This is a genomic window from Paenibacillus sinensis (assembly GCF_019904155.1).
Lineage (GTDB): Bacteria > Bacillota > Bacilli > Paenibacillales > Paenibacillaceae > Paenibacillus_AQ > Paenibacillus_AQ sinensis.
The window spans coordinates 13,076-26,741 of the sequence record NZ_JAHCMB010000153.1 but is presented as its reverse complement, the minus strand read 5'-3'; the positions used below and the strand labels follow the sequence as shown (position 1 = coordinate 26,741).

Below are 13,666 nucleotides of genomic sequence, written 5' to 3'. Positions count from 1 at the left end.
TATTACCTATAGGGGGAGTTGTGGGGATTGAAGAAATTTATTATGTGTCTGATTGCCGTATCGATGCTAGCTATTGCGGGATGTTCATCTTCGGGTAATGAGGCGAGTGATCTTACCATGGATAAGATTATACAAGCCTTTAATAATTCCGGTGAGGATGTTTACACCGGAATTCCTTCGGAAAAGAAGGAGGGGGTTGATATAAATAAAAAGCCACAATATGCAGCAATCAAAGCGAAAGATGGAATAATGTTCAACCTAGGACTTAGTAGCGTCAAAATATATGAGTATAAGTCTTCGGACGATTTGAAAAAAGCTATGGATAAGTACGGTGATATTTTTGAAGGAGATTCTATTAAAGGTAGATTTCTTCTTGAAACTAACAATGAGCGAGCTAAAGAGATTTTCAAATCGATAAAATAAACATAAGGCACTCCGCGTCGGAGTGCTATTTTTATTGCTTCAGAAAGGAGGATCTATATGCCGACGGTATCCGCAAGCCTGGCCTTAAGTGATGCCTTCAGCCAACGGCTGTCTCAGATCAACTCGGCTTTGACGGCGACAATCGAGCTGATGGAGCGCCTTGAAGCACAGATGCGCATGTCCATGATGCTGCATATTAATACGGTTAATGCAGTCAGCAATTTGGAAATGATCAAGCAGCAAATCACCGCCCTTGGATCGAAACGTGAGATCCAGATCAGTGTCAATTCCGGCGAGGTGTTGCAGCAGATCCGAACCATCAAGCAGCAGCTTGGCGGAGAACTCGCAGGCTCCATTATTGAAGTGAGGATACAGGCTTCAGACGTTGCTGCAGAAGCTAACCGCATCCGTCAGCAAATTGAGACAATCAGCACGACAAGCGCAATCCAACTCTTGATCAATTCAGGGGACGTAACGAATCAATTGGGAAGGATCAGACAGCAGATTCAGGCCCTATCTAGTACAGAGGTCCGTATTAGTCTGAACGATGCTGATGTCCTTGCCCAGTTGTCTCGCTTACAGCAGCGGGTAACTAATCTGACGACGGCAGCTATATTACGCATCCAGTTGAATGCAGGAGATATTTCGGCACAAGCGGCAGATATACGTCGAAGAATCAATTCAGAGTTAAATCACATTGTTGCTCGAATACGCATCGAATTACCGCAGTCTCTTCATACGATGTTTGCCAACCTGCAGCGATTAGTACTCCAGCTTATCCGTGTTACAAGGCAGCTGCGGACACGCAGTGGGGATGCTCAGCAGTTGAGACAAGCCTTGGCACGCATTGCAACTCTTGAGCGGCAGATTGCGGATCTGCAAGGGCGCGTTAACAATCGAATACGTGAGGCAGGAAAAGGATCTGCTGGATGGTTGAGTTCACTGAAGAGTATCGCGGCTACTTATCTATCCATAGCTGGCGCAAAATCGCTGTTTGAAAGTACTGTTGGCGGTGCGATGGAGCAGTTGCAGATGAAGGATATGTTTAAAGCGCGTACTGGAAATGATGAAGTCGGCGCAGCGATGTTTGATAAATTCAAGAAAGAAGCACTGGCGGCAGGGCAGGACGTGACGAAGTCGTTACAGAGCACGCTGTCCTTCTTTTCAACTACCCAGAATACAGACCAGTTGACCAAGCTTAACAATTTCGCTCAACGTCTCAATGCGTTCGACTCTGCCGGAAATGGCATTGAGGGTGCTGCTTTTGCATTGAAGGAGGCCATGTCTGGCGATATCGTATCGCTCGCTGAGCGTTTCAACATGTCCAAATCAGATATCCGGGCACTTAAGATCGATGAGCTCGGGAAGTCCGGGGATATGGACGGATTCATCAAAGCCTTCGATCAATTACTGGAGCGGCAGAAGATGGGGCAAGCGGCCTTCGATAAGATGATGGCAAGTCCAACGAAGCAGCTGGAGACGCTGGGGAATAACCTCAGATCTACGCTGGCCGATGCCGGAGGAGCAGCCGTCCAGAGCCTCACGCCTTTGATTACCAGGCTAAACACGGCGTTTCAAGCCGGGACGTTTGAGCCTTTTTTCGATGCGCTTTCCTCGGGATTGGATTGGGTGGTGCAGAAGGGAATGGACTTGCTCGACACTATCACGAGTATCTATAGCTACTTTACCACCAATTGGGCCAGTATAGAGCCCATAATCTACGGTTTGGTAACGGCGTTCGCTGTTTGGGAGCTGGGGACGCTGGCAGTTGCAGCGGCGCAGGGTATTGCCGCCTTAGCAACGGGTACAAGTACCGCAGCGATCTTCTTGCAGACGCTGGCAACATCAGGGTTAGCCGCAGCATGGGGAACCCTCAATACAGCGATGAAAGCCAATATTATCATACTCGTTGTCTCTCTAATTATCGGATTAATCATCTGGCTAGTGAAACTTTGGCAGACAAATGATCAATTTGCCGCCGGGCTTATGCGAGTCTGGAACACCATTTTGAATTTCTTCGATCAGGTTCCTATCTTCTTCGTCAAGGTCGGTTACGGTATTGCCGATGCCTTCGACACGGCCAAGGTTGAGTCTCTCAAGATTCTAGAAGACTTGGCGAATGGAGCTGTCGATCGGATTAACAGCTTGATTGAAAAACTTAAAGAAATCCCTGGAGTTTCTCTTGATTTGATCGACCATGTCGAATTTACCGCATCAGCCGCTGCAGAAGCCGAAGCAGCCAGGCAGTCCCGCGCTGCCAAAATCGCTGCTATGCAAGCTGACGCAGCTAACAAAGCTGCCGAACGCGAAGCGAAGGTTCAAAAAATGCTTGATGACCGAGAGAGTAAACGGGAGCAAGAAGCGGCAGAAAAGGCAGCAAAGGAAGCGGAGAAGAAGAAAAAGGAAGAAGATCAGTCCAAAGGGTATGATTTCAGCGATTGGAACAAGAAGGCTGATGCTGATCGAGCCGCAGCTTTAGCCGCAGCGGCTGCTGATGACAAGAAGGATAAGGACAAAAAATTAAAAGCAGTGGGCGAGATCGAAAAGCCGGTTGATATCAGCAAAGAGGATCTGAAAATCCTTCGTGACATTGCGGAAATCAAGAACATCCAGAACTTTGTAACGCTGACGCCGACTGTTCAAGTCAAGACGGGTCCGGTTACCAACTCGGCGAATGTGGATTCGATCGTTAAGAAGATCACAACTAAACTGAATGAAGATATTGCAGCGTCTGCAAAGGGGGTGTATAGCTGATGGCTGGTGGTTACAGCATCGAACTCAGTTTTAACAACCGTGCGGTTTGGTTCGAATTGCCTGTTCTCCCAGAGGAGATTGAGATCAGCGGAGAGGGCGATGGAGAGAAATATAATATCCTCGACCTTGGGGCGATTAATGTCATTAAAGCCCCGGGACTCAAAACCGTTGGTTGGCAGAGTTTCTTCCCGTCGATTGATCACGGAGGAACGGTGCCGCGATACGTATCCTCCACGAATTGGGGGCAGCCGGCCGATTACATCCGGTACATCGAAGATTGGATGAACAAGCGCAAGCCGATCCGTTTTATTTTCACGTCTAAAGGCCTACAGATCAACATGGCTGCGAGCATCGAAGAGTTTAATTACAAGGAGGTCGCAGGACGTCCTGGGGACTTTGAATACGAGCTGAGTTTACAAGAATATGTCTTTTACGGCGCAAAAAAGGTCGTCCTCAAAACGACAACCACCGCAACTGGTTCCACGAAGACGACAACGCAAAAGGAGCCGGCCAAACGGGCGGACGACCGGGCTAAGCCGCGAACCGTGACCGTAAAATCCGGCGACTCGCTCTACAAGATCGCCAAGCAGTATCTGGGTTCCGGAGAGCGGTGGAAAGAAATCCAAAAACTGAATGGCCTCACGGACGCCCAGGTCAAGGCTCTAAAGATCGGCAGCGTCTTAAAACTCCCGGGGTGACAGATTATGGAATTGTTGATCGATAATAAAAATGGAAGTGTCTGGGATGTGTCTGGCATCGTCGCCGAGGTAAACTGGCATACTTACCGGATCGGTAAACCATCCTCCCTTGAATTCAAGCTAGTAAACCGCGGGATCTATCAGGACCGGACCTTTACAGTGAAAACCGGAGACGTAGTTCGTTTCACAGATGAAGGGGAGAAGGTCTTTTATGGCTTCGTGTTCAAGATCGATTCGGGAAAATCCGAGGAGCTTGAGATTTTGGCTTACGATCAGCTTCGCTATCTGACCAACTCCGGCTCTTACGTCTTTTCGAAGATGACCGCAACACAGGTCGTTCAGAAAATCGCCAAGGATATGCAGTTACGCACCGGGACACTCGCCAATACCGGGTATGTCATACCCTCGCAGATCCGCGATAACGAAACGTACCTGGATATGATCTGGGCTGCATTGGATGAGACCCTGACCAATTATGGTACCAATTTTGTGTTCTATGACAAATTCGGCTACTTGACCCTGCAAAATATCACCTCTATGCGTTTTCCGCTGGTTATTGGTGATGATAGTCTGATGACCGACTATTCATACAGTCAAAGCATTGACGATGAAACGTACAACCAGATTGTCCTGTACCGTGACAACAAAGAGACGGGTAAGCGGGATCTATTTGTCACCCGGGATAGCGCCAGCATCGCCAACTGGGGGCTCCTGCAGCTGTATGAATCGGTGGACGAGAATCTGAACCAAGCACAGATTAATGAGCGGTTGACCAATCTGTTACTTCTTCGAAACCGGGAGAAGCGAACCCTGTCCGTAGAAGCGCTGGGCGACTATCGGCTGAGGGCCGGCTGTTATGTCAATTTATACGTTAAGGCGATGAATATCAATAAATTTTTTCTGGTCGAGGAATGCAGCCATAAATCTGGAGGGGTGCATACCATGGATCTGGAATTGAGGTTGGTGTAAATAATGCTTGAAGCCATCAAGAGAGCTGCTCAGGAAGCCGTTGCTGCAGCTGGGCCGGTCATCATCCAGATGGGCATAGTAACTAGCGTGAATCCTCTTAAAGTGATCGTTGATAATCGATTGGAGCTGACAAAGGATGTTTTGTTGTTGCCTGAATCACTGACCGAGTTGAAGCTGGATCTGAGCCACGCCCACTCAACGGGCGGCGGGATGACCGGAGAGGCGATGGTGGAGCCGATCATCCTGCGTAATGGTCTGTCCGCTGGCGATAAGCTGCTTTTGATCCGGATGCAAGGTGGTCAGCGTTACGTCGTAATCGATAGGCTGGTGTCGCCATGATTCCACAAACTGATGAGTTGCTGCTGAACGAGGATATGGAAGAAACTCCACAACCCAGTCGAACCTATAAGCTCGATCTGGTCAAGGGACGTATCGGTGCGGCGACAGTGGATGGGCTGGAGGCGGTCAAGCAATCTGTGATTAAAATTCTGTCCACGTCTCGTTTTGAGTATCTGATCTATAGCGATGCTTATGGCAGCGAGGCCGATGTTGGAGCTGTCCGTGGAAGAGCGGTATTTGAGAGTGAGCTTGAACGATGGGTAAAAGAGGCGCTCATGCAGGATGATCGAATCGTATCCGTTACGCAGTTTGCCTTTTCGTATGATCAAGACAACGCCTTAGTTACTTTCCTGGTGGAGAGCGACTACGGTAACTATACAAATGAGCTGGAGGTGAGTGGCGGTGGCATATGAGGATCAAACCTTTGAGGCAATTCTGCAGCGCATGCTGGACCGTGTGCCGGATGATCTGGATAAAAGGGAAGGGAGCATCATTTATGACGCCACGGCACCTGCTGCACTCGAGCTGGCGCAGATGTATGTCGAGTTGAACCTGAATGCGAATCTGATGTTCGCCAGCACGGCAAGCGGAGACTATCTGGACAAAGCGGTTGCCTGGTCAGGTGTAACGCGCAAGACCGCGACGCGGGCAGTCACGCTTGGAGTATTCCGCGACTCAGCCGGAGGCTTGCTGGATATCCCGTTGGGTAGCCGCTTCTCGCTCGGCGATCAGAACTATATAGTGATAGCCAAGCTTTCTACCGGCAACTATCGACTGCAAGCAGAGACGGCGGGCGCAGCGGGCGGCCAGTCCTTTGGAACACTGTTGCCGATCACCTTTATTAATGGCTTGGCCAGCGCCTCTATCACCAGTCTGCTATCGCCGGGCACGGATGTAGAGACGGACGCCGCGCTTTATGAGCGATACCAGGAGCTGGTGACGAAGCCGATCACGAGCGGGAATCGGAATCAGTATGAAGCCTGGGCTCGCGAGATAAGCGGAGTTGGTCGGGTCAAGGCATTCCCACTCTGGAATGGCGCAGGAACGGTAAAGGTCGTCCTACTGGACGAAGATATGACGCCACCAGAGCCAGCCGTTGTGGCAGCGGTCCAGGCGTACATCGATCCGACACAGGACGGTATGGGTGAGGGAGTGGCGCCGATCGGCGCGGTTGTGACTGTAGTCGGAGCGACAGAGCTGCCGATTAATATCTCCGTTGACGTGACGCTGGCCAGCGGCGCGACGACGGCGCAGGTGCAGGAACAGATCATAACAGGGTTGAAGGATTACCTGGCTGATTTGGCCTTTACGGATACGATTATCCGGTATACGCGAATCCAAGGCATCATTCTTGGCATTCCGCCGGTGATCGATTATGCCAATCTGTTAGTCAACGGAGGAGCGGCCAATATCGAGACAGCTGAAGATGCTGTGCCGGTGGTCGGGACGGTGACCGTCTCATGAGTGATCGGCTGAAGGAATATCTGCCGGGATATTACCGGGATGTTCGAGATATGAATGAGCTCTTGGAGACAGAGGGCGACGAGTTTGATCTGCTGGCTTCGCGGGTGGGGCTGCTTCTGGATCAGGCTTATCCAGAGTCGGCAACCTGGGCGCTGGGACGCTACGAGAAGGAATTGAATATCACAATCGATCTGAGCAAGCCGATCAGTCAGCGCCGATCCGTTGTCATTTCAAAGCGGCGGGGTTATGGGAAAGTATCCGGATCGATGTTGAGGAATGTGGCGCAGGCCTATGCCGGTGGAACAATTGATGTGTCGGTTGTGCCAGGAGAATACCGCATCAACATTAAATTTATCGACAACCTCGGTATCCCGCCGAACTTGGATGATCTGAAATCATCACTGGAAGAGATTAAGCCGGCCCACATGACCCTATCTTATACGTACCGCTATCTGCTCGTACGCGAGGTCAATGTGATGAAGATCAGCGATCTGCAGGCTACTAAGATGTCGAATTTTGCTCCATTCCTGGACAACCTGTAAAGGAGGGATACTATGCCCGAGAATACCCCAAATCTGAATTTGTACAAGGTTAATCCGGCAACAGACGGTAACGATACATTTAACATCGATACCATGCTGAACGCGAACTGGGACAGGGTTGACCAGCACGCAGGAGATACTGTCAAGCACGTTACAGCTGCCGAGCGTACCACTTGGAACGACAAGGAGACTACAGCCGGCGCGCAGGCAAAGGCCAATGCGGCAGCAGCGGCTTCGGTCCCACTGATCGATTATGTGCGCTCACCTGGATTTGGCATTGATTCTGGCACGGCAAATGCTAAGACACTAACTCTAACGCCTGCCATAACGTCCTATGTTGGTGGAATGGGATTTGTTTTTGTAAATGCAGTTGAAAATACTGGCGCGGTGACAGTCAATGTTAGCGGAGTTGGGAACGTCCAACTTCTCGATTCCAAAGGTTCGGCGTTATCGCCTGGTAAATTGAAAGCTGGGGTTATTTATACAATTAGATATAATGGATCGGCTTTTATATTACAGGGTGAAGGAGGTGGTGTAGTTCCTAAACTCCCTAATTTAATAAAGTATGGAAGCTTTGAAAATACCGGAGCCGCTTCAGGTGCAGTTTATTCTAATGAGCAAGCGAAATTTGGAAGTTACTCTCTGGCTATAGCATGCCCGACAGGTCAGTTAGAATCCACTGTAACTATGGGTGATCTTGTTACCATAACGGCGGCACATCAATACTACATCAGCGTATGGGCGTATAGCGCAACAGCTGGGGTCTCCGTTCAGGCATACGCACGTATGGCAGAACCGAGTGTGACAGCCACTTTAGATACGGCTAACACTTGGACGTTTATCAGCGGCATATTATCTTTTGCATCTTCGTCAACCAGTTACCCTAGATTAGATAATAACACTCCAAACACAACCATTTATTACGATGGATTTATGCTCATTGATCTGACCGATGCTTATGGTGCGGGTAATGAGCCTTCCTTGAGTGAAGTAGATGAAATGGTGAAAAAATATGGAGGATGGTGGGATACTGATCTAGCGTTGTTAACTGCAAACGCAACGGCGACAGCCGATGACATTGTGGCTAATAAGACAGCTTACAAAAATGGTGCGAAACTTACGGGCACAATCACCGACTACCGAGCCACAAACTTTCCGGGATATGCTGCGGTTAATACTGCTCCCGGAGTTATGCTAGTGGCTCCTGATATTGCTATCGGTTCTCAGGTTGTTAATGCGGCTAGTGGATTAATAACGGATATGAATTCTTATATTAACCCTGCGAATATTATGGCGGGAAAATCTATTATGCAAATATCTGGTTCAGCTACATCAGACTCTAACGCCTCCGCTACGGATATAGCATCTGGTAAAACAGCTTATGTAAATGGGGTTAAGCGGACAGGTACTTTAGTTGTTCCGGTTACCTCATCGGGTTCTTTTTCCACTTCCGGCGGAGTTACAATAGCATCACCAACCGTTCTTTATAATTGGTTTGGAAATATGCCTAATAATTCCTTCGGTTATGTGATATTCAAATTGTCTACCGATACAAACGCGGGGGATGTTTGTATATATGGTATTGGTAAAGACTCTTCCGGTACACTATATTTATCTGTTATTTTCGAAAAGATGAGCCGTATCACGGCCTTTGACATCAATTACAAAACATTCACATCCTTAGTAGCCGGAACATATTACTTCCGCTCTATTTTGTTAACCTAACAGGAGGTGTAATATGAATTGCTTGGATTTCATTAACAAAATCGCACCATTAGCTCATTAATGAATATTCGAAAAGATGCTTCTGGAGCAATGTCTTCACCTATCATTACTGGTTGACTTTAAAGCACGCAATCTCATTAGATCGGTGCTGTTCATCAGATTTTTAAGTTGCCCTCGGGAGGATTCCTGGGGGCTATTTATTTGAGGGAGGGAACCTTGTGACTAAATCACAGATCGCAGCATCTGCAGTTGGAGCGGTAGCTGTACCAGTATTCGATTTCTTGTATGGGGAGACGGATGCTGTTTCTGCAGTAATGGCCGCTCTTGTATTTTTCATTGTAATGGACTGGCTGTCCGGCATTCGGGCGGCGAAGAAAGATAACACCTATGCCAGCAAATACGGAATTGACGGAATTTTCCGAACGTTCTTCATGCTCCTTCTGCCAGCAGGTGGACATTTGCTAGATACGGTATTCGGGTTTCCAGGGGCAATCTTCGGTGCGCTGGCAGTTGGCACCTTATATCATGTTTTACAAAGTATGACGGCCAATTCAATCCGGGCTGGATGGGGTGATTGGTTACCCTTATCTGTAATGGAGGTTGTGCTTAAGTGGGTAGGCAGCGAACTGGACAAAAAGATTAAGCGGGCTGCAGGCAGACAAGGAGCTGAGGAGTAATGTTGACGTTGGAGCAAGTAAAGGCAAAGTCTGCAGCTCGTCTGTCCGGGCTGCAGCCGGTTAATAAAGATGCCGCTACGGCGCTAATTGAATTTGCCTATGCCCACGGCGTGCCGATCGTAATTACGCAGGGACTCCGGACCATCGCAGAACAGGATGCTTTATATGCGCAGGGCCGGACAAAGCCCGGGCAGATCGTGACCAACGCTAAAGGCGGATACAGCTATCATAATTTTGGCGTGGCCATCGACTTCGCGCTGTTGCTTCCGGACGGATCAGTGTCCTGGGATACGAAGCGCGACGGAGACGGAGACGGTGTAGCAGACTGGTCGGAGGTTGTAGCGGACGCCAAACGGATCGGCTGGGAGTGGGGCGGGGATTGGACGAGTTTTAAGGACCTGCCTCATTTTCAAATGGATTTCGGTCTGAGTACCGCTGACTACCGCGCCGGCAAGCGTCCGACGCAGGCGCAGCTCAATGCTGTGACGGAAAAAATTGCACAATTAGAGGAGGATGAAGCCATGACGGCTGATGAGAAGAAGGAGTTTGAAGCGGCGAAGCAGCTTATTAAGGCACAGGCGGGATTGATTCTTGATTTGACTAATCGAACAACGGCCCTTGAAGCCCGCCTGAACATTGATGGCAAACAGACCTATGCCAGTTACTACACGGAAGCAATTCAGGCAGCGAAGGCGGCCGGAGCGATCAAGACGAGCACGGACAAGTCGAAGCCGGAACTGAACGTGATTCAGATGCTCTATAATTTGGGGCTGTTCAATACGACTTCAAAGTAAAATTCCCAAGCATTTGGATTATGTTTACTGGAAGTATCTCCCATTGCTCTTAGTAAAATAGTCACAAGATAAGACTATCAATATTCCAGAATATAGGTTAGAATACAGAAAAATAGACATGAAGCGATATGAGCTAACATGTCCATAAAGGCGTGAGTGTGTGCGACACTCAATTTCAGATATCATTATAATATTATCGAAATAATGCTTTTTTGTCCAGTATTTCGAGGCTTTTTTGGACTTGCTCATATCTCTTCGGAACAGAGGAGAGATTAAGATGGCACTAAACGATGTTTTAGCAATGCAGGTTCCATCCGGTGTGCTTAAACAGATTTTGAAAAATGAAAACCTAGATAAGGAAACAAAATTATCAGTTATCGAAGAGATGGCTAAAACAATAGCCGAAAAGAAACCTGTTGTTGGACAGGAAATAGCGGATCAGTTCCAATATGCTGGTGCTACAGCAGTGAACGTCCACATGATTATGAGCGACTTGTCACCAGATTGGCAAAACAAAGAGTTTTTCAAGGATTTTCTTATAAAGAAATATAGTGGAGCTCTTTTTGGGAGGGGACTTCGCCCTGAATTGGATTCAGAACCTAAACTGATAAAAGCTACCGAGGTAGGAGACAGAATTATTCTTGCTTTTTCGTATCTGGGTTCACCTAGACGGTATCTTGAAAATTATGAAATTGTAATACGAAATGCACAAGTTGTGGATTATGTTGTGATTCATTTTTCTCCATTCGCTATTGAAGTAAGAGCGAGCCAGTCGCAAAATCGGGTTTTTAAATCAGCGTTGTTGGATATCATGGAGATAAAGGATACGCCGGTTTGGGATAAGATAACAAAGCTTACAGAAATACAAGCGCGAGAGCTTGCGATTCAGCTTAAGGCAAAATTAAGGGCTGCTAAGCATAAAATGATTGAAGGTGCATATGCTACAAAAGAAGTTACTGCGAGTACTCAAGTAGTAGATTTAGAAGTTGAGGAACAGTACCANCAATGAAGAAAAAAACGCTGTCATTTAATTATACCTACTCTTTTGGTTTTGAAGATGAAATTTCATATGTAATAACCGATGAAGGACTTTGGTTTAGATCGAATGTCGGTGAAGAAGTTATTCAACACGTTTTTGATTTGATTTTAAAAATTAAATTTGCTACAGTTGAGTCCACTGATGAAGAAATTGGCCTGGAAGAGGAATTAGATCCACCTTCGGTTAATTTATAATTATAAAATGGGAGGGGGAGAAATGTTGGAGCATGAATTTTTGCTGGATGACACTCTAGAAATCATGGCTCAAAACAATAAGAAGCACTTCTCCCCTCATTTTGTTTGTGCACAAAGTGGCGTGGCTGATCTTAAGGCAGTTACTGAATATCTNGAGTGTCCTGAAGGAGATAGTGATTTTGCAGTTGTGTCTCCAGATTTAGTTCCTAATGATTGGAGAATTTGCAGTATTTGTGGAACTCACTACATTCCTGACCCAGATAGAGTTTGGGTTGCTTTCGATTTTCTACCGCCATATTTAGAACATGTAAAAAAAAAGTCCATAAGGGCAATTACTTTTCCGAACTAAAAGATATTCCGGTCATGGGAACATCACTTGCAGATGTTTTGAAAATGGGAATTACAATAAATAATTTGTCATTCAATGGAGGCCTTTCTATGGAGATTAATGATAAATCGAGAAAAATGGAAGGAATCAATTTTTCTGGTGCTTCCTTTTCTGGTAATACCATCTTCCAAGGCGATGATAATGAGCAGACTTACCATCAAACAAAACTAGATAGTGAACTGGAAGGGTTGTTTGAAAAGCTATTTGAAGAGATTAATAATATTGCTGATCCTAGTGAACGTGAAGATAATCTTGACGATGCCAAAAAGCTTAAAGAAGCAGTTGCTAATAAGAATAAGGAACGGGTTACTAAGTTTTTTGGTAGATTGGGTAAAGGAATTCAAATATCTGCAGCTGGTGCGACGCTTGCTAATGCCCTTGCCCCACTATTCATTTAGTGCGATCCTCCGATTGCATAAAAGAAGTACCATGCCCTGCCAACACTGGCGGGGTATTTACATAGGTGGTGATTATTTGAGCACTGCATACAAAGTCCTCACCACAGACACAGACTTTCTAGCCGCCTCCTTAACTGGCGCTCGCGTTTCCGTCTGGTTCCGTCTCGACTCCGATCCAATCGGCCACCTCATGGACAACGGTGGCCGCATAGAAGCATACAGCCCGGTTAGTATTAAGATTGCCGGATCGAGATACTTTCGGGAACGCTTTGAGTTCCGGGCCCAGATCAATAAATAACTAAACCCCGTCAGGCATTGTGCCCAGCGGGGTTTAGTTATTTAATCTGCTGTATATTCGCTCACTTCAAAGGTGAGTATCTTATCGAAGATTACATAATCAGTTCGTTTGCTGAAAGGTCCTTTATTGTTATCGTGCTTATCAATTCCATAACGGGACGATCCAGAAGCAGAGTCGTACCAGTTGAGGAATGCATTGATCTCAGACATAGGAAGATCGAATTCCTTTTCAAGCCCAGTATTCATGGTCACGACAAGGATCGCACGATCACCAGTCGGCTGTTCTGGTGTAGGGGATGGAGTTGTGGTCGGTGTCGCAGTTGGTTCAGGTGTAGTAGTTGGTGATGAAGTTATTGATGGCGATTCTGTTGGTTCAATTGTTGGTTCTGGGGAAGGTTCAGTGTAACCAGGATCAAGAAGTTCTCCATCTGAATCAATATCAATTGCATCTNNNNTCAATTGCATCTAATGTTAAATCAACCTGATAGGTACCTTGTGTGACTTTTCTTATTTCAACGATATGAATTTTATTTTCTAGCCCTGTTTTTTCGTAAGTAAGTGTTATGTTTCTATCTGAGGGAGCAGTCTGTGAGTAATGTTCCTCAACTCCATCGATAGAAATTCGAAGATCGTTTGAGTATTCAGGGTATGCCGAGCTAATGATTCTTAATTTTGTTCCCTTAAAGACGATTCTTATTTTATCATCCAGTTTTGAACTGGAAGAGTTGTGTCTGGTCCCCTGATAATAGTTCCCTGATCTTGTAAGGATGCCCCATCCAGTCCCAATATATTGAATGTTATCAGCGTTATCGTCTATTCGTTGCCACCCTTCTTCTTGAGTAAGCAAAGGCTCACCCATTGTCGCAGCAAATGTGTTTGGGGCAAAGTTCAATAATAATAACAATGACATCAAGACAGGCAATATAATTTTTTTCATATGTATTCTCCTTTAAAATGTATTTGCA

General features: G+C 46.8%; 13 protein-coding genes. All 13 read left to right on the top strand.

The annotated features are described in order from the left end of the window. Positions 1-27 precede the first annotated feature (27 nt). Positions 28-423 (top strand): hypothetical protein, encoded by a 396-nt coding sequence (locus KIH86_RS17725; protein WP_223082277.1) that lies wholly within the window; start codon positions 28-30, stop codon positions 421-423. Between the two features lie 57 nt (positions 424-480). Next, positions 481-3,177, top strand: coding sequence for a coiled-coil domain-containing protein (locus tag KIH86_RS17720; protein ID WP_223082279.1), 2,697 nt, complete (start codon positions 481-483; stop codon positions 3,175-3,177). Continuing rightward, the gene (locus KIH86_RS17715; RefSeq protein WP_223082281.1) at positions 3,177-3,875 is read left to right on the top strand and encodes a LysM peptidoglycan-binding domain-containing protein; all 699 of its coding nucleotides are present in this window, start codon (positions 3,177-3,179) and stop codon (positions 3,873-3,875) included. Before KIH86_RS17720 ends, KIH86_RS17715 begins: the two co-directional genes overlap by 1 nt. Before the next feature lie 6 nt (positions 3,876-3,881). Next, positions 3,882-4,844 carry an XkdQ/YqbQ family protein gene (locus KIH86_RS17710; protein ID WP_223082284.1) on the top strand — a complete coding sequence of 321 codons (963 nt, stop codon included), beginning with the start codon at positions 3,882-3,884 and terminating at the stop codon, positions 4,842-4,844. Between the two features lie 3 nt (positions 4,845-4,847). Continuing rightward, a complete protein-coding gene (locus KIH86_RS17705; RefSeq protein WP_223082286.1) occupies positions 4,848-5,183 on the top strand; it encodes a DUF2577 domain-containing protein in 336 nt (111 codons plus the stop codon). Continuing rightward, positions 5,180-5,596 (top strand): DUF2634 domain-containing protein, encoded by a 417-nt coding sequence (locus tag KIH86_RS17700; protein WP_223082288.1) that lies wholly within the window; start codon positions 5,180-5,182, stop codon positions 5,594-5,596. The genes KIH86_RS17705 and KIH86_RS17700 overlap by 4 nt, the downstream gene beginning before the upstream one ends. Next, positions 5,586-6,647, top strand: coding sequence for a baseplate J/gp47 family protein (locus KIH86_RS17695; protein ID WP_235775465.1), 1,062 nt, complete (start codon positions 5,586-5,588; stop codon positions 6,645-6,647). The genes KIH86_RS17700 and KIH86_RS17695 overlap by 11 nt, the downstream gene beginning before the upstream one ends. Next, the gene (locus KIH86_RS17690; protein WP_223082292.1) at positions 6,644-7,189 is read left to right on the top strand and encodes a YmfQ family protein; all 546 of its coding nucleotides are present in this window, start codon (positions 6,644-6,646) and stop codon (positions 7,187-7,189) included. Before KIH86_RS17695 ends, KIH86_RS17690 begins: the two co-directional genes overlap by 4 nt. A gap of 12 nt (positions 7,190-7,201) precedes the next feature. Beyond that, complete coding sequence (locus KIH86_RS17685; protein WP_223082295.1) at positions 7,202-8,914, top strand: hypothetical protein; 1,713 nt, start codon at positions 7,202-7,204, stop codon at positions 8,912-8,914. Between the two features lie 218 nt (positions 8,915-9,132). Beyond that, entirely contained in the window at positions 9,133-9,591 is a 459-nt protein-coding gene (locus tag KIH86_RS17680; protein WP_235775464.1) for a phage holin family protein, read from the top strand. After that, positions 9,591-10,385, top strand: coding sequence for a M15 family metallopeptidase (locus KIH86_RS17675; RefSeq protein ID WP_223082298.1), 795 nt, complete (start codon positions 9,591-9,593; stop codon positions 10,383-10,385). The genes KIH86_RS17680 and KIH86_RS17675 overlap by 1 nt, the downstream gene beginning before the upstream one ends. A 1,005-nt stretch (positions 10,386-11,390) precedes the next feature. After that, complete coding sequence (locus KIH86_RS17670) at positions 11,391-11,618, top strand: hypothetical protein (protein WP_223110585.1); 228 nt, start codon at positions 11,391-11,393, stop codon at positions 11,616-11,618. Between the two features lie 363 nt (positions 11,619-11,981). Next, positions 11,982-12,404, top strand: coding sequence for a hypothetical protein (locus tag KIH86_RS17665; protein ID WP_223110583.1), 423 nt, complete (start codon positions 11,982-11,984; stop codon positions 12,402-12,404). Positions 12,405-13,666 lie beyond the last annotated feature (1,262 nt).

What these genes read in the sequence shown, in the direction of transcription:
- KIH86_RS17685 (WP_223082295.1), top strand. Translation starts at nt 7,202, where the DNA reads ATGCCCGAGAATACCCCAAATCTGAATTTGTACAAGGTTAATCCGGCA.
- KIH86_RS17705 (WP_223082286.1), top strand. Translation starts at nt 4,848, where the DNA reads ATGCTTGAAGCCATCAAGAGAGCTGCTCAGGAAGCCGTTGCTGCAGCT.
- KIH86_RS17670 (WP_223110585.1), top strand. Translation starts at nt 11,391, where the DNA reads ATGAAGAAAAAAACGCTGTCATTTAATTATACCTACTCTTTTGGTTTT.
- KIH86_RS17675 (WP_223082298.1), top strand. Translation starts at nt 9,591, where the DNA reads ATGTTGACGTTGGAGCAAGTAAAGGCAAAGTCTGCAGCTCGTCTGTCC.
- KIH86_RS17720 (WP_223082279.1), top strand. Translation starts at nt 481, where the DNA reads ATGCCGACGGTATCCGCAAGCCTGGCCTTAAGTGATGCCTTCAGCCAA.
- KIH86_RS17710 (WP_223082284.1), top strand. Translation starts at nt 3,882, where the DNA reads ATGGAATTGTTGATCGATAATAAAAATGGAAGTGTCTGGGATGTGTCT.
- KIH86_RS17690 (WP_223082292.1), top strand. Translation starts at nt 6,644, where the DNA reads ATGAGTGATCGGCTGAAGGAATATCTGCCGGGATATTACCGGGATGTT.
- KIH86_RS17665 (WP_223110583.1), top strand. Translation starts at nt 11,982, where the DNA reads ATGGGAACATCACTTGCAGATGTTTTGAAAATGGGAATTACAATAAAT.
- KIH86_RS17700 (WP_223082288.1), top strand. Translation starts at nt 5,180, where the DNA reads ATGATTCCACAAACTGATGAGTTGCTGCTGAACGAGGATATGGAAGAA.
- KIH86_RS17715 (WP_223082281.1), top strand. Translation starts at nt 3,177, where the DNA reads ATGGCTGGTGGTTACAGCATCGAACTCAGTTTTAACAACCGTGCGGTT.